The sequence below is a fragment of the Pseudomonas sp. KCJK9000 genome (assembly GCF_046230725.1).
GTDB classification, from domain to species: Bacteria; Pseudomonadota; Gammaproteobacteria; order Pseudomonadales; family Pseudomonadaceae; genus Aquipseudomonas; species Aquipseudomonas promysalinigenes.
This window is the reverse complement of record NZ_JBJJLN010000066.1, coordinates 1-18,510: the sequence shown is the minus strand read 5'-3', so window position 1 is coordinate 18,510 and position 18,510 is coordinate 1. Positions and strand designations below refer to the sequence as shown.

Annotated in this window: 19 protein-coding genes; 12 read left to right on the top strand and 7 right to left on the bottom strand. The window is 61.9% G+C overall.

What is annotated here, in order from left to right:
* The 6 genes from ACK59H_RS20600 to ACK59H_RS20575 all read left to right on the top strand — a co-directional run.
* On the top strand, window positions 1–555 hold a 555-nt coding region (locus ACK59H_RS20600; protein WP_409264835.1), incomplete at its 5' end, for a peroxiredoxin.
* Window positions 556–888: 333 nt separating this feature from the next.
* The gene (locus ACK59H_RS20595; protein ID WP_060478706.1) at window positions 889–1,854 is read left to right on the top strand and encodes a sulfonate ABC transporter substrate-binding protein; all 966 of its coding nucleotides are present in this window, start codon (window positions 889–891) and stop codon (window positions 1,852–1,854) included.
* Window positions 1,855–1,913: 59 nt separating this feature from the next.
* A complete protein-coding gene (gene ssuD / locus ACK59H_RS20590; RefSeq protein WP_261744538.1) occupies window positions 1,914–3,062 on the top strand; it encodes an FMNH2-dependent alkanesulfonate monooxygenase in 1,149 nt (382 codons plus the stop codon).
* Between the two features lie 10 nt (window positions 3,063–3,072).
* Window positions 3,073–3,870, top strand: a complete 798-nt coding sequence (gene ssuC / locus ACK59H_RS20585; protein ID WP_060478707.1) for an aliphatic sulfonate ABC transporter permease SsuC — start codon at window positions 3,073–3,075, stop codon at window positions 3,868–3,870.
* Complete coding sequence (gene ssuB / locus ACK59H_RS20580; RefSeq protein WP_409264834.1) at window positions 3,867–4,679, top strand: aliphatic sulfonates ABC transporter ATP-binding protein; 813 nt, start codon at window positions 3,867–3,869, stop codon at window positions 4,677–4,679. The genes ssuC and ssuB overlap by 4 nt, the downstream gene beginning before the upstream one ends.
* A gap of 31 nt (window positions 4,680–4,710) precedes the next feature.
* The gene (locus ACK59H_RS20575) at window positions 4,711–4,926 is read left to right on the top strand and encodes a molybdopterin-binding protein (RefSeq protein ID WP_008095172.1); all 216 of its coding nucleotides are present in this window, start codon (window positions 4,711–4,713) and stop codon (window positions 4,924–4,926) included.
* A gap of 35 nt (window positions 4,927–4,961) precedes the next feature.
* Here the strand turns inward: ACK59H_RS20575 and ACK59H_RS20570 are convergent, their stop codons facing one another.
* The 4 genes from ACK59H_RS20570 to ACK59H_RS20555 form a co-directional block, all read right to left on the bottom strand.
* Entirely contained in the window at window positions 4,962–5,594 is a 633-nt protein-coding gene (locus ACK59H_RS20570; protein ID WP_060478709.1) for a TetR/AcrR family transcriptional regulator, read from the bottom strand.
* A complete protein-coding gene (gene gshA / locus ACK59H_RS20565; RefSeq protein ID WP_371326775.1) occupies window positions 5,594–7,171 on the bottom strand; it encodes a glutamate--cysteine ligase in 1,578 nt (525 codons plus the stop codon). Before gshA ends, ACK59H_RS20570 begins: the two co-directional genes overlap by 1 nt.
* A gap of 154 nt (window positions 7,172–7,325) precedes the next feature.
* Window positions 7,326–7,709: a PaaI family thioesterase gene (locus ACK59H_RS20560; RefSeq protein ID WP_060478711.1), complete on the bottom strand. Its 384-nt coding sequence runs from the start codon at window positions 7,707–7,709 to the stop codon at window positions 7,326–7,328.
* Window positions 7,709–10,033 (bottom strand): Tex family protein, encoded by a 2,325-nt coding sequence (locus tag ACK59H_RS20555; RefSeq protein ID WP_060478712.1) that lies wholly within the window; start codon window positions 10,031–10,033, stop codon window positions 7,709–7,711. The genes ACK59H_RS20560 and ACK59H_RS20555 overlap by 1 nt, the downstream gene beginning before the upstream one ends.
* Before the next feature lie 217 nt (window positions 10,034–10,250).
* Between ACK59H_RS20555 and ompR the strand changes: the two genes are divergently transcribed.
* Window positions 10,251–10,991 carry a two-component system response regulator OmpR gene (gene ompR / locus ACK59H_RS20550; protein WP_060478713.1) on the top strand — a complete coding sequence of 247 codons (741 nt, stop codon included), beginning with the start codon at window positions 10,251–10,253 and terminating at the stop codon, window positions 10,989–10,991.
* A gap of 13 nt (window positions 10,992–11,004) precedes the next feature.
* Entirely contained in the window at window positions 11,005–12,318 is a 1,314-nt protein-coding gene (locus tag ACK59H_RS20545) for an ATP-binding protein (protein WP_060478714.1), read from the top strand.
* A 54-nt stretch (window positions 12,319–12,372) separates the two neighbouring features.
* Here the strand turns inward: ACK59H_RS20545 and rimK are convergent, their stop codons facing one another.
* Window positions 12,373–13,278, bottom strand: coding sequence for a 30S ribosomal protein S6--L-glutamate ligase (gene rimK / locus ACK59H_RS20540; protein ID WP_060478715.1), 906 nt, complete (start codon window positions 13,276–13,278; stop codon window positions 12,373–12,375).
* The gene (locus ACK59H_RS20535) at window positions 13,275–13,757 is read right to left on the bottom strand and encodes an ATP-dependent zinc protease (RefSeq protein ID WP_060478716.1); all 483 of its coding nucleotides are present in this window, start codon (window positions 13,755–13,757) and stop codon (window positions 13,275–13,277) included. The genes rimK and ACK59H_RS20535 overlap by 4 nt, the downstream gene beginning before the upstream one ends.
* Window positions 13,758–13,866: 109 nt before the next feature.
* On the opposite strand from ACK59H_RS20535, the gene ACK59H_RS20530 reads away from it, so the two are divergent.
* Window positions 13,867–14,268, top strand: a complete 402-nt coding sequence (locus ACK59H_RS20530; RefSeq protein WP_060478721.1) for an RNA-binding S4 domain-containing protein — start codon at window positions 13,867–13,869, stop codon at window positions 14,266–14,268.
* A gap of 15 nt (window positions 14,269–14,283) precedes the next feature.
* On the opposite strand, the gene ACK59H_RS20525 is transcribed toward ACK59H_RS20530, so the two are convergent.
* The gene (locus tag ACK59H_RS20525; RefSeq protein WP_060478717.1) at window positions 14,284–15,078 is read right to left on the bottom strand and encodes a phosphatase PAP2 family protein; all 795 of its coding nucleotides are present in this window, start codon (window positions 15,076–15,078) and stop codon (window positions 14,284–14,286) included.
* Between the two features lie 106 nt (window positions 15,079–15,184).
* On the opposite strand from ACK59H_RS20525, the gene hslO reads away from it, so the two are divergent.
* The 3 genes from hslO to ACK59H_RS20510 all read left to right on the top strand — a co-directional run bounded on the left by hslO (window position 15,185) and on the right by ACK59H_RS20510 (window position 18,474).
* Window positions 15,185–16,084 carry an Hsp33 family molecular chaperone HslO gene (gene hslO, locus ACK59H_RS20520; RefSeq protein ID WP_060478718.1) on the top strand — a complete coding sequence of 300 codons (900 nt, stop codon included), beginning with the start codon at window positions 15,185–15,187 and terminating at the stop codon, window positions 16,082–16,084.
* A 179-nt stretch (window positions 16,085–16,263) separates the two neighbouring features.
* Window positions 16,264–17,811, top strand: a complete 1,548-nt coding sequence (locus tag ACK59H_RS20515; RefSeq protein WP_060478719.1) for a phosphoenolpyruvate carboxykinase — start codon at window positions 16,264–16,266, stop codon at window positions 17,809–17,811.
* A 222-nt stretch (window positions 17,812–18,033) separates the two neighbouring features.
* Window positions 18,034–18,474 carry a thioesterase family protein gene (locus ACK59H_RS20510; protein ID WP_060478720.1) on the top strand — a complete coding sequence of 147 codons (441 nt, stop codon included), beginning with the start codon at window positions 18,034–18,036 and terminating at the stop codon, window positions 18,472–18,474.
* Window positions 18,475–18,510: the final 36 nt, after the last annotated feature.

The following is an 18,510-nucleotide window of genomic DNA, read 5'->3' as shown; positions in this document are numbered from 1 at the left end:
AGCAGCTGGGGTGTGCTGTTCTCCCACCCGGCGGATTTCACTCCAGTGTGCACCACCGAGCTGGGCCTGACCGCCAAGCTCAAGGATGAGTTCGCCAAGCGCGGTGTAAAAGCCATCGCCCTGTCGGTTGACCCGGTCGACTCACACCATAAGTGGATCGCGGATATCAACGAAACCCAGAATACCGTAGTCAACTTCCCGATCATTGCCGACGCCGACCGCAAGGTTTCGGACCTGTATGACCTGATTCACCCCAATGCCAGCGACACTTTGACGGTGCGCTCGCTGTTCGTCATCGACCCGAACAAGAAGGTACGCCTGACCATCACCTATCCGGCCAGTACCGGGCGCAACTTCAACGAGATCCTGCGGGTGATCGACTCGCTACAGCTCACCGACAACCACAAGGTTGCCACACCAGGGAACTGGCAGGACGGCGACGATGTGGTGATTGTGCCTTCTCTAAAAGATGAGGAAGAAATCAAGCAGCGCTTCCCGAAAGGTTACCGGGCTGTGAAGCCTTATCTGCGGCTGACTCCGCAACCTAATCGCTGACCAAATCCTCGTTGCAGTGCTCTTAGCCATAGCAGGGATTTTCGGGCCGTTTCGACGGCCCTTTTTTATGCCTGGGTAAAAGTGATGGGGTTGTTCGCGGATAGACCCGCTCCCGACCGATGCTGCGTGGGTTGCAAGAAGACCTGGTAAGGGCGGCTTTCGCCGCAATAAAGCCCTCATGTCCAAGATCATAAAATGGAATAAACAAATGAAAAAATATGATTTCTAGATATATAAGCAGGCTGGTACTGTCACCCCATAGCTTCACCACCTTACTCGCCCGTCAACGAGGCAAGCAGGTGCAACCCGAACCCTATCGCACAGGAGAGCGCCATGCGCACTGTCTTCTTGCGTCGTGGTCTGGTCGCCCTGTTTGCGGCGGCTGTGTCCTTCGGCGCCATCACCCAAGCTCACGCAGAAAGCCTGCGTATCGGTTATCAGAAATACGGAACCCTGGTGCTACTCAAGGCCAAGGGTACGCTTGAGAAGCGCCTGGCCGCTCAAGGCGTGCAGGTGCAATGGACTGAGTTCCCCGGCGGGCCGCAGTTGCTCGAGGGGTTGAACGTCGGCTCGATCGACTTCGGTGTCACCGGTGAGACCCCGCCGGTGTTCGCTCAGGCCGCTGGTGCCGACCTGCTGTATGTGGCCTATGAGCCACCTGCGCCGCACAGCGAGGCCATTCTCGTGCCCAAAGGCTCGTCGGTACAGTCGGTGAAGGACCTCAAAGGCAAGAAAGTCGCCCTCAACAAGGGCTCGAACGTGCACTACCTGTTGGTCCGCGCCCTGGAAGACGCCGGCCTCAAGTACAGCGACATTCAACCGGTCTACCTGCCCCCCGCCGACGCCCGCGCCGCCTTCGAGCGTGGCAGTGTCGATGCCTGGGTGATCTGGGACCCGTACCAAGCTGCCGCCGAGCAACAGCTACAGGCCCGCACGCTGCGTGATGGTCAAGGCCTGGTGGATAACCATCAGTTCTATCTGGCAACGCGCAGCTACGCCACCCAGCACCCGGCGGTAATCAGCGCCCTGATCGACGAAGTGCGCGCTGTCGGCCAGTGGTCCCAGGCCAACCCGCAAGAGGTCACCGAGCAGGTCGCCCCACTGCTGGGCCTGCCTGCCGACATCACCCTGACCTCGGTGAAACGCCAAGGTTACGGTGCCCAGCCGCTCACCCCGCAGGTTGTCGCCGCGCAACAGAAGATTGCCGACACCTTCCAGGTGCTCAAGCTGATTCCCAAGCCCTTGAGCATCAAGGACGTGATCTGGACACCCCCGGCCAAGGTCGCTGCTGCGCCTTGAACGATTTGCCTGCGCCGGGGCGCCGCCTCGGCTCGAGCCACCCTGAGGAGACAACTCCAATGAGCCTTAACATTTTCTGGTTCCTCCCCACCCACGGTGACGGCAAGTACCTGGGCACTTCCGACGGCGCTCGCGCGGTCGATCATGGTTATCTGCAACAAATTGCCCAGGCCGCAGACCGCCTGGGTTTTGGTGGCGTGCTGATCCCCACCGGGCGCTCCTGCGAGGATTCCTGGCTGGTGGCTGCGTCGCTGATACCGGTGACCCAGCGCCTGAAGTTTCTGGTGGCCTTACGCCCCGGCATCATCTCGCCGACCGTGGCGGCTCGCCAGGCTGCCACGCTCGACCGGCTGTCCAACGGCCGCGCGTTGTTCAACCTGGTGACCGGGGGGGACCCGGACGAGTTGGCCGGCGACGGTCTGCACCTCAATCACCAGGAGCGCTATGAGGCCTCGGTCGAATTCACCCGCATCTGGCGCAAGGTGCTGGAAGGCGAAGTTGTAGACTACGAGGGCAAGCACATTCAGGTCAAGGGCGCCAAGCTGCTCTATCCGCCAGTCCAGCAACCGCGCCCGCCGCTGTATTTCGGTGGATCCTCCGAGGCCGCTCAGGACCTGGCAGCCGAGCAGGTCGAGCTGTACCTGACCTGGGGCGAGCCGCCATCGGCCGTGGCCGAGAAGATCGCTGCAGTGCGTGAAAAGGCCGCCGCTCAAGGCCGCCAAGTGCGCTTCGGCATCCGCCTGCACGTCATCGTGCGGGAAACCAACCAAGAAGCCTGGGCTGCCGCCGACAAACTGATCTCGCACCTGGACGATGACACCATCGCTCGCGCCCAGGCTTCCCTGGCGCGTTTCGACTCCGTGGGTCAACAGCGCATGGCCGCCCTGCACAACGGCAACCGCGACAAGCTCGAAGTCAGCCCCAACCTCTGGGCCGGCGTCGGTCTGGTGCGCGGCGGTGCTGGCACCGCTCTGGTCGGTGACGGCCCCACGGTAGCGGCGCGGGTCAAGGAGTATGCCGAATTGGGCATAGATACCTTCATCTTCTCTGGCTACCCGCACCTGGAGGAGTCTTACCGGGTTGCCGAGTTGCTGTTCCCGCATCTTGACGTGCAGCGCCCGGAGCAGCCGAAAAGCGGCGGCTATGTGAGCCCGTTCGGCGAGATGGTGGCCAACGACATCTTGCCCAAATCGGTTGCGCAGAGCTGAGGGCCGGGCCATGAGTCGTGCAACTACAACCACCCTTAGCCAGCGCCTGGCGCCGTGGGCGCTGCCAGTGCTGCTGCTGGCGGCCTGGCAATTGGCAGTCAGCGCCGGCTGGCTGTCGACCCGCATTCTGCCAGCGCCCAGTGCGGTGGTCAGCGCTGGCGTTGAGTTGGTGCGCAGCGGGGAAATCTGGACGCACCTGGCCATCAGCGGCTGGCGTGCTGGGCTGGGCTTCGTGATCGGCGGCAGCATCGGCCTGGTGCTGGGCTTTATCACTGGCCTTTCGAACTGGGGCGAACGCCTGCTCGATAGCTCGGTACAGATGATCCGCAACGTGCCACACCTGGCGCTCATCCCGCTGGTGATCCTGTGGTTCGGGATCGATGAGTCGGCGAAGATTTTTCTGGTCGCGCTGGGCACGTTGTTTCCGATTTACCTGAACACCTATCACGGCATCCGCAACGTCGACCCGGCCTTGGTGGAAATGGCCCGCAGCTATGGCCTGTCAGGTTTTGGCCTGTTCCGCCAGGTGATCCTGCCTGGGGCGCTGCCCTCGATCCTGGTGGGGGTACGCTTTGCGCTGGGCTTCATGTGGCTGACGCTGATCGTTGCCGAGACCATTTCGGCCAATGCTGGCATCGGTTACCTGGCGATGAATGCCCGCGAATTCCTGCAGACCGATGTAGTGGTGCTGGCCATCGTCCTGTACGCGGTGCTGGGCAAGCTAGCCGACCTCGCCGCACGCGGCTTGGAGCGCGTGTGGTTGCGCTGGCACCCGGCCTACCAAGTGGCGAAGAAGGAGGGCGCATGACGGTGCTCAAAGAACAGCCGCCACGCCTGCTGCGTGGCATCCCGTTGGCCGCCAAGGGCTTGCGCAAAGCCTTCGGCCAGCGCGAGGTTTTGAAAGGTATCGACCTGCACATACCCGCAGGGCAGTTCGTTGCCATCGTCGGGCGCAGTGGTTGCGGCAAGAGCACCTTGTTGCGGCTGCTGGCCGGGCTCGACCAACCGACTGACGGTGAGCTGCTGGCTGGCGCCGCCCCGCTGAGCCAGGCTCGTGAGGAAACTCGCCTGATGTTCCAGGACGCGCGGCTGTTGCCGTGGAAGAAGGTGATCGACAACGTTGGCCTGGGTTTGCATGGCGGCTGGCGGCAGCGTGCGCTGGATGCGTTGGAGGCCGTTGGCCTGGCTGACCGCGCCAATGAATGGCCCGCTGCGTTGTCCGGTGGGCAAAAACAGCGCGTGGCTTTGGCCCGAGCCCTTATCCACCAGCCGCGCCTGCTGCTGCTGGATGAGCCGTTGGGCGCGCTGGATGCACTGACGCGCATCGAAATGCAGCAACTGATCGAACGCCTGTGGCGCCAGCATGGCTTCACCGTGCTGTTGGTGACCCACGACGTCAATGAGGGCGTCGCCGTCGCCGACCGGGTGATTCTGATCGAAGAGGGTGAAGTCGGCCTGGACCTCACTGTCGATCTGGCCAGGCCCAGGGCGCGTGGTTCGCACCGCCTGGCTGCGCTTGAAAGCGAAGTACTTGACCGTGTTCTGTCGGCCCCGGGCAGTGCGCCCGAGCCCGATCCTGTAGCCCCATTGCCCACGCAACTGCGTTGGGCACACTGAACCCAAGAAGCCAAAGAGAAGGAATCAAGCCATGACCATCAAAGCCATCAACGTTCGCAACCAGTTCAAAGGCACCGTGAAAGAAATCCTCGAAGGCCCGGTACTGTCGGAAATCGACGTGCAGACTGCCTCGGGCATCGTCACTTCGGTCATCACCACCCGCTCGGTGAAGGAACTGGAGCTGCAGGTGGGCAGTGAAGTGATCGCGTTCGTGAAGTCGACCGAAGTCTCCATCGCCAAGCTGTGAGGCGGGCATCCAGGGCCGCGACGCGGCCCTAGTCTTCAGGGTGCACGTTTGGCCAGAAAAGGCGGCAGATAAAGCCCAAGATAGGCCTCGAACACCCGCTTGCCTTCCTCAGCCATGCGCGGGGTGATCGTCTCGTGTAACTGCACCGAGCGGGCATAAACCCGATCACTCAGTTCCATCGCCAAGGTGAACACATCCACATCTGCCGGAATCTTCGGCAAGTGGAAATGCCGGTCGAACAGGTTGTGCATCAGGCTGCCCAGCTCCATATCGTGCAGCCGGTCGGCCTGCACCACTTCACTTAGCCCATGCTGAGCCAGAATCAACTGGCGCGCTGCGGCATCCTCCTTGTAGATGTCGAGCATGCGCTGCTCGACCAGCCGTGACAGCTCGTGCCAGGTGGCGAATGCGCTGCTGTCGATCGGTGCGCTCAGCGCCTCGCGAAAAGCCCTGTGCACATCGGCAGTCAGCGCCTCCAGCAGGGCCGGCACGCTGGCGAAGAAGTGGTACACCGAAGACGGCGGAATCTGTGCGTGCTCTGCCACACTGTAGATCGAAAGCCCGGTCACTCCGTGCTCGGCCAGCAGCGCGCGGGCGGCCGCCAGGATCGCGTCGATCCTCGCCTGGCTGCTGGCGCGGGGCTTGCGCGAAGTGGCGGGCCGATTCATCAGTTGCTGATCGCCAGGATGCTGGCCTGGTAAGCGCCGACGAACAGGTCGAAGTCGCCGACCTCCTCTTGCTCAAGCTCCGACTGCCGGGCCAGCGACTCACGCGCCAGCGTCTCGAACGCCTGCTGTTGCTCCACATGCAGTGGTTGCTCGCGCAACGTTTCGGCATGCAGGCGGCTCTGGCGCAGGGAGAACTGGACGAAGGTTTCGTCATGTTCGGTCATGCGGGCCAGCACCTGGGCAGATGGGGTCAGGGCTGCATCATCGACCTTGGCCTGTTGTTCAGCCAACGCTTTGGCATGTTCGTCACCGCCTTGCGCCTGGTCGAGCAGCGCGGCGAACTGGCCGATGCGTTCGATCAGTTCGCTGGCCCACTCACGCAGCCCGATGGGCTGGCCATCGCGCAGCAGTTCAAGGCCTGGGCGACGGCCTTCCTTGTTCACGGTCAGGAAGTTGCTGGAGCACTGGCCGCACTCGCTGTTGTCCAGTTGCGGGCTCTCTTCCAGCGCGCAGAACAGCAGGAATGCATCGAGGAAGCGTGCTTCTGTAAGGTCGATGCCCACCGGCAGGAACGGGTTGATATCCAGGCAGCGCACTTCGACGTACTGCACGCCGCGCGAGGTCAAAGCCTGGATCGGCCGCTCGCCGGTGTAGGTCACGCGCTTGGGGCGGATGTTCGAGTAGTACTCGTTTTCGATCTGCAGGATGTTGGTGTTCAACTGCACCCACTCGCCATCCACATGGGTGCCGACCTCGACATAGGGCGGGTAGGGCGTGCCGACTGCCTTGCGCAGGCTATCGGTGTAGCTCTCGAGGTTGTTGTAGCACGGCGTAAGGCCCGCCTGGGCATTGCTCTGGTAGCCCAGGTCGCTCATGCGCAGGCTGGTGGCGTAGGGGAGATATAGGGTTTCGGCATCCAGCTCTTCAAGCTGGTGCGGGCGGCCACGCAAAAAGCCTTTGTCCAGTGCCGGTGAGGCGCCGAACAGATACATCAGCAGCCAGCTGTAGCGGCGGAAATTGCGAATCAGCGCAATGTACGCTGAGGACTGGTAGTCACGGTCGCTCTGTTCACCACCTTCGGCATCGCGCAACAGTGGCCACAGCGCCTCAGGCAGCGAGAAGTTGTAGTGGATACCGGCGATGCACTGCATGGTGCGGCCATAGCGCAGGGCCAGGCCCTTGCGGTAGACGTGCTTGAGCTTGCCGATGTTCGACGTGCCGTACTCGGCGATCGGGATGTCTTCCTCGGCCGGCAGCGTGCAGGGCATCGACGGGCTCCACAGGAGTTCGTCGCCAAGATTGCTGTAGACGAAGCGGTGGGTCTGTTCGAGGCTTTCGAGCACCTTGGCCGAGTCGGCCATCGCTGGGGTGATGAACTCCAGCAGCGACTCGGAATAATCGGTGGTGATCTGTTCGTTGGTCAGTGCCGAGCCCAAAGCCTCTGGGTGGGGCGTCTGGGCCAGCCGCCCTTCATGGGTCACGCGCAGGCATTCTCGCTCAATACCGTGCAGGCACTGCTTGAGCAGGGGAAGATTGGCGCCGAGCAAGCTCAGGCGGCGGTTGAGGAGGTCGCTCAAGATGTATTCCTTCACGCGTCAGTGGCCCCAATATGGGGGTAGCAAAGACGGTCTACAAGGGTAGGAGGAAAGGAACTGGCGTGGTCGCCTGGTTTACGCGGCTCCGGCAGTGCCAGCGCACTGCCGAAAAATACCGCAGATACCACTTGGTGAGCTAGAGAACCGCAAAGGTTCCTTGCGCTTTTGCCACCAGTTTGTCGCCTTGAACTACGTCGGCGTCGACCACCAGCGTGCGGCGCCCGGCATGCAGCACGCGGGCCGTGCACAGCACCTCACCGTCACTGACGGCACGCAGGTAGTTGATCTTGCACTCGATGGTCACGCTTTGCTGGTCGAAGCCGTGGCTGGCCGAACACGCCAGGCCCATGGCGATGTCCACCAGGCTGAAGATCGCCCCGCCGTGCAGCTTCTGGCCGCGATTGCGCAGGTGCGGCTCAAGGGCCAGGCCCACTTCTGCCAGCCCGGCGTCCAGGCGTTGTACCCGGCAGCCGAGCAGCTGGCTGTAGGCGCTCTCGAGCAGTTCCTTGGGGATATCCATCACTTCTTCTTCAGCTGCTTGGCATTGGCGAACAATGCGGCCATGGCGTTGTTGGCCGGGGCTGCTGCGGTGGTTTCACGCTGGCGCGGCGCCTGCTGCTGACGGTTACCAGCATTGCCACGGTTGCCGCCGCGGTTGCATTCGACCTTCTCGCCCGGCGTGTCGCTCATGCGCATGGACAGGCCCACGCGCTTGCGCGGGATGTCCACTTCCATGACCTTGACCTTGACCACGTCGCCGGCCTTGACCGCCTCGCGTGGGTCTTTGACGAATTTCTCCGACAGCGCCGAAATGTGAACCAGGCCGTCCTGGTGGACGCCGATGTCGACGAAGGCCCCGAAGTTTGTAACGTTGGTCACCACACCTTCGAGGATCATGCCGGGCTCCAGGTCCTTGAGGTCTTCCACGCCATCCTGGAAGGTGGCCGTCTTGAACTCAGGGCGCGGGTCGCGGCCGGGTTTGTCCAGCTCTTGCAAGATGTCAGTGACGGTGGGCAGGCCGAAGGTTTCATCGGTGAACTGCTTGGGGTCCAGGCGCTTGAGGAAGCTGCTGTCGCCAATCAGCGAGCGAATGTCACGGTCGGTGCCTGCGGCGATGCGCTGCACCAGCGGGTAGGCCTCCGGGTGCACGGCAGAGGCGTCGAGCGGGTTGTCGCCGTTCATCACACGCAGGAAGCCGGCAGCCTGTTCGAAGGTTTTCTCACCCAGGCGGCTGACTTTTTTAAGCGCTGCACGGGTGGCGAATGGGCCATTGGCGTCGCGGTGAGCGACGATGTTCTGGGCCAGGGTGGCGTTCAGGCCAGAGATGCGGGTCAGCAGCGCCACCGACGCGGTGTTGACGTCGACGCCCACGGCGTTCACGCAGTCCTCGACCACCGCGTCCAGGCCGCGGGCCAGCTTGATTTGCGAAACGTCGTGCTGGTACTGGCCAACGCCGATGGATTTCGGGTCGATCTTCACCAACTCGGCCAGCGGGTCCTGCAGGCGGCGGGCGATCGACACAGCGCCACGGATCGACACGTCCAAGTCGGGGAACTCGCGGGCTGCCAGTTCCGATGCCGAGTACACCGAAGCACCGGCCTCGGAAACCATGATCTTGGTGATCTTCAGTGCTGGGTACTTCTTCACCAGCTCAGCCACCAGCTTGTCGCTCTCGCGGCTGGCGGTGCCGTTGCCGATGGCGATCAACTCCACCGAGTGCTTGGCGCACAAGGCGGCCATGATGGCGATGGTGCGGTCCCAGTCGTTTTTCGGCGCATGGGGGTAGACCGTGGTGTGGTCCAGCAGCTTGCCGGTGGCGTCGACCACGGCGATCTTGCAGCCGGTGCGCAGGCCCGGGTCGAAGCCCAGGGTGGCGCGTGGGCCTGCAGGTGCCGCCAGCAGCAGGTCGTGCAGGTTGTGGGCGAAGACGTTGATCGCCTCACTTTCGGCATTGTCGCGCAGTTCACCGAACAGGTCGGTTTCCAGGTGGGTATAGAGCTTGACCTTCCAGGTCCAGCGCACCACCTCGCCCAGCCATTTGTCGGCAGGGCGGCTGCGGTTTTCGATGCCGACATGGTTGCCGATCATCAGTTCGCACGGGTGCAGGGTGCCGGGCAGTTCTTCGCCAACCTTCAGCGAGGCACTCAGCACGCCTTCGTTGCGGCCCCGGAATATGGCCAGCGCCCGGTGCGAGGGCGCTGTACGCAGCAGCTCGTCGTGGGCGAAGTAGTCGCGGAACTTGGCACCTTCTTCTTCCTTGCCGGCCACCACGCGGGCGCTGAGCACCGCTTCCTGCTTAAGGAAGTTGCGCAGCTTGTCGAGCAGTGCGGCGTCTTCGGCGAAGCGCTCCATCAAGATGTACTTGGCGCCCTCCAGAGCCGCCTTGACGTCGGCCACGCCTTTGCCGGCATCGACGAAGCGCGCGGCTTCGCTTTCCGGGGCCAGGGTTGGGTCGTTGAACAGAGCATCGGCCAGCTCACCAAGGCCGGCTTCCAGGGCGATCTGACCCTTGGTGCGGCGTTTTTGCTTGTATGGCAGGTAAAGGTCTTCGAGACGCGTCTTGGTGTCGGCGAGCTTGATCTCGCGGGCAAGTTCCGGGGTGAGCTTGCCCTGTTCCTCGATGCTGGACAGGATGCTGGCGCGGCGCTCGTCGAGTTCGCGCAGGTAGCGCAGGCGCTCTTCCAGATGGCGCAACTGGGTGTCGTCCAGGCTCCCGGTCACTTCCTTGCGGTAACGGGCGATGAAGGGCACGGTCGAGCCTTCGTCCAACAGGCCCACGGCCGCCTCGACCTGCTGGGGGCGTACGCCCAGTTCCTCGGCGATACGGCTGTTGATGCTGTCCATGAAAACCACCTGACATTTGTGAAAACGTGGGTCGCCGGTGGGCCTTTGGCCCTGTGGCGCTGGATGAAAGCCGCGCATTATACCCATCGCAAACAGCTTGCGGTGATGGCGCCCGGCCAGCCGGAACTGGCGCCCGGGGAAAAATCTGCTAACAATGCTCACGCAACGTGCAGCAATGGCTACGCCATAATGCGCGGCGATATCAGAGGAGTTATTCATGACCGGCACGCCAAATACCGCTGAAGGTGACAAGATTCTCATCGTCGACGACGATCCTGGGCTCAGCAGCCTTTTGGAACGTTTCTTCACCAGCAAGGGCTACCGCGCCCGCGCAGTGCCCAACACCGAACAGATGGACCGCCTGCTGCAGCGCGAGGTGTTCAATCTGGTGGTACTCGACCTGATGTTGCCAGGCGAGGACGGCCTATCCGCGTGCAAGCGCTTGCGTCAGCAGAACAACCAGATCCCGATCATCATGCTCACGGCCAAGGGTGACGAACTCAGCCGCATCAAGGGGCTGGAGCTGGGTGCCGACGATTACCTGGGCAAGCCATTCAACCCCGACGAGCTGATGGCGCGGGTCAAGGCCGTGCTGCGCCGTCAGTCGCCGAGCGTGCCGGGTGCGCCGGGTAGCGAGGACGAGACGGTCACCTTCGGTGACTACGAGCTGTCGCTGGCCACCCGCGAGCTCAAGCGTGGCGACGAAGTGCACATGCTCACCACGGGCGAGTTCGCCGTGCTCAAGGCCTTGGTGATGCATGCCCGTGAGCCACTGACTCGCGACAAGCTGATGAATCTGGCCCGTGGTCGCGAGTGGGATGCCCTGGAGCGCTCCATCGACGTGCAGATATCCCGTCTCCGTCGCATGATCGAGCCAGACCCGTCCAAGCCACGCTACATCCAGACGGTGTGGGGCGTAGGTTACGTGTTCGTACCAGACGGCAACGCTGGCAAATGATGCAGCGTCGTCGATGAAAACTCCTTTGTGGTTTCCGCAAAGCTTCTTTGCCCGCACCCTGTGGCTGGTGTTGATCGTCGTTCTGTTCTCCAAGGCACTGACCCTGGTCTACCTGCTGATGAACGAGGATGTGTTGGTCGATCGGCAGTACAGTCACGGTGTGGCACTGACTTTGCGCGCCTATTGGGCAGCGGATGAAGAAAACCGCGACAAGATCGCCGAAGCCGCTGGCCTGATCCGTGTCACCGGCTCCGGCGTACCGGAGGGCGAGCAGCACTGGCCCTACAGCGAAATCTACCAGCGCCAGATGCAGGCCGAGCTGGGTGAGGATACCGAAGTGCGCCTGCGTATCCATGCGCCGCCTGCGCTGTGGGTGAACGCACCGAGCCTGGGCCCGGGTTGGCTGAAAGTGCCGCTGTATCCGCACCCGCTGCGGGGGCAGAAGATCTGGAACGTGCTGGGGTGGTTCCTGGCCATCGGCCTGTTGTCCACCGCCTCGGCCTGGATCTTCGTGCGCCAGCTCAACCAACCCCTGAAGCGCCTGGTGTTTGCCGCCCGCCAGCTCGGGCAGGGGCGCAGTGTGCGCTTGCCGATCAGCGATACCCCTAGCGAAATGACCGAGGTTTACCGCGCGTTCAACCAGATGGCCGAAGATGTCGAGCAAGCCGGCCGTGAGCGTGAGTTGATGCTTGCCGGTGTTTCCCATGACCTGCGCACGCCCCTTACGCGCCTGCGCCTGTCGTTGTCGTTGTTGAACAGCGACAGCGAATTGAGCGATGACATGGTGCGCGACATTGAGGACATGGACGCAATTCTCGACCAGTTCCTCGCGTTCATTCGCGACGGGCGAGACGAGCCGCTCGAAGAGGTCGACCTGGCCAATCTGGTGCGCGAGGTAGTAGCGCCTTACAACCAGCCCCACGAGCGCGTGCGCCTGTGCCTTGAGCCCATTCCGCCATTCCCGCTGCGGCGAGTGTCGCTCAAGCGCATGCTTGGCAATCTTATCGGCAATGCCCTGCATCATGCAGGCCAGGGCGTTGAGGTGGCGGCGTACGTGTCGGGGGACGAGAGCGCGCCTTATGTGGTGCTCAGCGTACTGGACCGGGGCACCGGCATCGAAGAGTCGGAGCTTGAAACCATCTTCAACCCGTTCATTCGTGGTGATCGTGCCAGAGGAGGCAAGGGTACCGGGCTGGGGTTGGCTATCGTCAAACGGATCGCAGCGCAGCATGGTGGCAATGTCGAGCTGCGCAACCGCTCCGGTGGCGGGATCGAAGCGCGCGTGCGGCTGCCATTAGGGCTGCTACTGCCGCGCAATGCTGTTTGAAGTGCATTGGGCTCTTCGCGGCTGACCCCGCGAAGAGGCCCACACAAGCCGGTGTCAGCCCTTGCCCTTGGTGCGGGTCTGATTCGGCCCGCCGTTCTTCTCGAGGTGCTCGATGATCATCCCGGCAACGTTCTTGCCAGTGGTCACCTCGATGCCCTCCAGCCCCGGTGACGAATTCACCTCCATCACCAACGGCCCGTGATTCGAACGCAGGATATCCACACCGGCCACACTCAGCCCCATCACCTTGGCGGCCCGAATGGCGGTCATGCGCTCTTCGGGGGTGATCTTGATCAGGCTCGCTACACCGCCGCGATGCAGGTTGGAGCGGAATTCCCCTGGCTTGGCCTGGCGCTTCATCGAGGCGATCACCTTGTCACCTACCACGAAGCAGCGGATATCCGCCCCGCCGGCTTCCTTGATGTACTCCTGCACCATGATGTTCTGTTTCAGCCCCATGAAGGCCTCAATCACCGATTCGGCAGCCTTGGTGGTTTCGCACAGCACTACGCCGATACCTTGAGTGCCTTCGAGCACCTTGATCACCAGCGGGGCGCCATTGACCATCTGGATCAGGTCCGGGATGTCGTCGGGTGAGTGGGCGAAACCGGTGATGGGCAGGCCGATGCCGCGGCGTGACAGCAATTGCAACGACCGTAGTTTGTCCCGAGAGCGGGCGATGGCCACCGATTCATTGAGCGGGTACACCCCCATCATTTCGAACTGGCGCAGTACTGCGCAGCCGTAGAAGGTGACCGAAGCGCCAATGCGCGGAATCACCGCATCGAAGCCTTCCAGCGGCCTGCCACGGTAGTGGATCTGTGGCTTGTGGCTGGCGATGTTCATATAGGCCCGCAAGGTGTCGATCACCACCATTTCGTGGCCCCGCTGGGTACCGGCTTCAACCAGACGGCGGGTGGAATACAGACGCGGATTGCGCGACAGCACAGCGATCTTCATGCAGCACCTGTGACAGGGGGGAGAGTGGCCGGATAGGCCGGTTTGTCTTGTACGTATTTCAAACCAGGGTTGACCACCAACTGGCCTTGGATCAATGCCTTGGAGCCAAGAAGCAGCCTATAGCGCATGTTCTTGCGGCAGGCCAGTGTGAACTCGATTTCCCACACGGCATCACCCAAGGCCAGCGAAGTGCGTATCACGTAACGGGTCTGCGCATGGCCATTGGAGCTCTTGATGGTTTTCATGGCCACCAGCGGCGCTTCGCAGCGGCGGTGGCGCAACTGCACCACCGAACCCAGATGAGCGGTGAAGCGCACCCAGGGTTGGCCGTTGCGCTCGAAGGGCTCGACTTCGGTTGCATGCAGGCTGGAGGTGCTGGCGCCAGTGTCGATCTTGGCCCGCAGGCCCGCCACGCCGAGGTCCGGCAAGGCTACCCACTCGCGCAGGCCGATCACTGTCAGATGGTCAAATTTCTTCACGAAGCACACCCTGCGGATAAGGTGGTGAACTGTAAGCACGGCGGGGACTTTTTGCATCCGTCAGTTACGGTAGTACAGTTCGATGAACGACAGCATGCGAGGTTACGAGATGGCACAAAAAGCCGACGACGATGACAAGGTGCGCCTGGACAAATGGCTGTGGGCGGCGCGGTTCTACAAAACGCGTGCGCTGGCCAAGGCGGCGATCGAAAGCGGTAAGGTGCATTGCCGGGGCGAGCGCTGCAAACCGAGCAAAGAGCCGCGGGTGGGCGACGAGTTGGTGTTGCGCACAGGCTTCGACGAACGCACGGTGGTAGTCAAAGCCCTCTCAGTGGTGCGCCGTGGTGCGCCTGAGGCGCAGGCCCTGTATCAAGAGACTGAAGAGAGCGTGCGCCAGCGTGAGCAGGCGGCCGAGCTGCGCAAGGCCGGGGCCATGGGTGTTACCACCGATGGCCGGCCTAACAAGAAGCAGCGGCGGCAGATTCACCAGCTCCATGGGAGCTTTGAGTAGCGCGGCCTCAGCGCTTCAGCGGACTACCGCCAGCCGCCCGATCAACGGTATTTTCCTGGCAATCCCGACCAATGGTGCGGTCCAGCGCAGCAGCAAAGCACTGCCCTTGGCCGCCAACGGCGTGTGGCAACTCCAGCCCAGCGCAAGCACCGCCATCAGCAGGCCACCGATGTAGTCGTCCTGCCCCCAGTGCGCCCCGGCCACCAGGCGCGGCATCATGAACACAAACGCCAGTGCCCAGATCACCAAGTACTGCACCAGCCGGCGGCTGAACAGGCTCATGAACAGCGCCCAGATCAACAGTACCGATGCGTGATCGCCAGGGAAACTCTTGCTGGAACGGTCTTTCAGTTCCCAGGTTTTTTCCAGGTTCGGGTAGTAGTCGCTCAGGTGCACGACGTTATCAAACACCATTGATGGACTGTCGTGTTGCCAGCCCATCGCGTCCACCCACTTGGAAAACAGCGCGCGAATCACCACTAACAGGAGTAGCGTGACCAAAAAGCCGAAGAAGGCCTCGCGGACCTGAGCGGCCTTGAACACCCAGTTGCCACGGATCAGCAACGCCAGAAGGATCAGCCCGACGACGATGTCGAACGGGCGCAGGCTGCCGACGGTCCAGATGTAGCGCCAGGCCGTATTCTCGGCCAATGGGGCGTTGAGGCTATGGAATAGCCACTCGTCGAAAGTCAGGCAAAGAATCTGGCCAAAGGGCCATAACCAGAAACACAGTAGGGCAATGGGCAGCAAGGTACAGGCTGCCAAGGGTCCCCATGACCACCTTGCTTGGAACAGTGGCTGATTGTCCATAAACTGTTTCGATCTCCAGTGTGGAATAGGCGCTTTTTCAGCGCTCTGCGACGGTTTTAAGTGACCGGTAATTATTTTGTCATCATTTTCAGATAGCCAGACAACCATGAGCGACTTGCCAGATAAAGATTTCACCCAACGTTTCATCTTCGACGAGCGCGATGTGCGCGGCGAGTGGGTGTCTCTCGACGATAGCTATGCCGCGGTGCTGGCGCGTCACCCTTACCCTCAGCCCGTGCAGACCCTGCTGGGCGAACTGATGGCCGCCACTGCCTTGCTGGTCGGCGCCCTCAAGTTCGACGGCCTGCTGATTCTGCAGGCGCGCTCTCAAGGCCCAATTCCGTTGCTGATGGTCGAATGCTCGGGTGACCGTGACATCCGCGGTATGGCTCGCTACGAAGCTGAGCAGATCCCGGCCGATTCCACGCTTGAGCAATTGATGCCCGACGGCCACCTGACCCTGACCATCGATCCGGTCAAAGGCCAGCGCTACCAAGGCACCGTCGACCTGGATGGCGCCGACCTGTCGGAGTGCTTCACCAACTACTTCGTTCAATCGCAGCAGCTCAATACCCGCTTCTGGCTAAACGCCGAAGGCGGCAAGGCGCGTGGCCTGTTGCTGCAGCAACTGCCACGTGACCGCCAACCCGACGACGAAGAGCGCGAAGACAGCTGGCAGCACGTGGTTGCCCTGGCCAAGACACTCAAGCCTCAAGAGTGGTCGGAAAGCAACGAAACCTTGCTGCACCGCCTGTACCACGAAGACGCGGTTCGCCTGTTCGACGTGCAGCCGCTGCGCTTCAACTGCAGCTGCTCCCGGGAACGCTCCGGCAATGCATTGGTCAGCTTGGGCGAGCAGGACGCCAAGGCGTTGGTCGAGGAGTGCGGTGGTACGGTAGAGATCGATTGCCAGTTCTGTAACCAGCGCTATTTCTTCGATGCCAGCGATGTGGCGCAACTGTTTGCCGGTGGTGGTACAGAAGCGGCGTCAGAAACTCGTCACTGAAACGTTTAAGCTCAGGAGAATCTCCTGTCGAATTGCGCAAAAACGCAGTTACGACAGGAGGGGCCTACTTTTTTTGGGCGTTTCTGGCATAATCCGGCCACTTTTTTCGCTGTAGTAGTTTTTTTGAGACGACTACAAAACGTTTGGAGCACTCGGCCTCGGGCCGGATGGGGTATCTCATGACGCAAGCCAACAACACCGTGTACACCGACCTGAGCGTCGATGAGCTGGTTAAAGAAGCGCTGTCCCGCGGTGAAGGCGTGCTGGCCGATACTGGCGCACTGGTAGTCGAAACTGGCCACCGTACTGGCCGTTCGCCGGCCGACCGTTTCATCGTCGAAGAACCTTCCACCCAGGACGCTATCGCCTGGGGCCCGATCAACCGCAAGTTCCCGGCCGACAAGTTCGATGCCCTGTGGGCTCGCGTCGAGGCGTTCAACAACGCCCAGGACCACTTCGTTTCCTACGTTCACGTAGGGGCTGCGGCCGAGCACTACCTGCCGGTCAAGATGACTACTCAGACTGCCTGGCAGAACCTGTTTGGCCGCTGCCTGTTCATCAACCCGGAGCAAGGCCAGTTCAACCCGGCCGGTCGCGAGCAGTGGCAGATCCTCAACGTTGCCAACTTCGTGTGCGAGCCTGAGCGTGACGGCACCAACTCCGACGGCTGCGTGATCATCAACTTCGCACAGAAGAAGGTACTGATCGCCGGTATGCGTTATGCCGGTGAAATGAAGAAAGCCATGTTCTCGGTGCAGAACTTCCTGCTGCCGGCTGCCGACGTGCTGCCAATGCACTGCGCTGCCAACATCGGCGAAGAAGGCGATGTCACCCTGTTCTTCGGCCTGTCCGGCACTGGTAAGACCACCCTGTCCGCCGACGAAAGCCGTTACCTGATCGGTGACGACGAGCACGGCTGGGGCGAAGGTGTTGTCTTCAACATGGAAGGCGGCTGCTACGCCAAGTGCATCGACCTCTCCGAGAAGAACGAGCCGGTCATCTGGAAGGCCATCAAGCATGGCGCCGTGCTGGAAAACGTCGTACTCGACGCCAACAAGCACGCCGACTACGCCGATGTCAGCCTGACTCAGAACAGCCGCGCTGCCTACCCGCTGGAGCACGTCGCCAAGCGCGCCGAGGCCAACCTGGGTGGTGAGCCGAACGCTGTCATCTTCCTGACCTGTGACCTGACCGGTGTTCTGCCTCCGGTTTCGATCCTGAACAACGAGCAGGCGGCTTATCACTTCCTGTCCGGCTACACCGCATTGGTAGGCTCCACCGAAATGGGCTCGGGCGGCGGCATCAAGTCGACCTTCTCCACCTGTTTCGGCGCACCGTTCTTCCCACGCCCAGCTGGCGAATACGCCGAACTGCTGATCAAGCGCATCAACGCTTTCGGCTCCAAGGTCTATCTGGTCAACACCGGCTGGACGGGTGGTGGCTACGGTGTTGGCAAGCGCTTCAGCATCCCGACCACCCGTGGCGTAATTGCCGCCATCCAGAGCGGTGCTCTGGTCGGCGCCGAAACCGAGCACCTGGACATCATCAACCTGGACGTGCCGAAGGCTGTCCCAGGCGTCGACACCGAGCTGCTCAACCCGCGCAATACCTGGGCTGACAAAGCGGCGTACGATGAGGCCGCCAAAGGCCTGGCCAAGCTGTTCACCGAAAACTTCAAGAAGTTCGAAGTTTCCGACGCCATCAAGGCTGCAGGCCCACAGCTGTAAGCTGACGCTAGCTGTAACCAGCAAGCCTGAGTCTGAAAAATCCGACACCAGTGATCTGGTGTCGGTTTTTTTTTGCGCGATTGGCTATAGGTTCAGGGCGCCAGTGCGATCGATCCCCGACGCCAAGCCCAACCCGCTGGAGCACGGTTTAGGCAGGGGCCTAGGCCTTCCTAGCCCTGTTGTGGGAAGCTTGGCTCTCAAGTCACTCGCTGTGGATGACCCATGACCGAATCCCCGAACCGCTGCGCGTTCACCCACTTCCACCCGATCCTCACCCGCCCCCAAGACAACGACGTCAACGGCCACGTCGCTGGCGCAACCGTGCATGGCTTTTTCGAAACAGCCATTCAGGCATTTCTCGTCGAGCAGGCAGATGTCGACCTGCGCGACGGCGAGCTGGCTGCGTTCGTGGTGAGTTCGGCGGCCGACTTTTTCGCTTTGCCGGGCTTTCCGGATGTGCTCGAGGTCGGGCTTGGGGTGACGCGGCTGGTAGGCAGCACCGTGGAGTATCGCCTGGCGCTGTATCGCCCAGGCGAGAATGAGGCCTGCGCGGCCGGGACGGTAGTGCAGGTATTCATCGAGCGCGCCAGCGGCCGGCCCGTGCCGCTGCCCCAGGGGTTGCAGGCTACTCTGGCTGGCCTGCAGGTTGAGCTTGAGGCATGAAAAAGCCCCTGCCGGTCGGGGCATAATGCTGTTCAC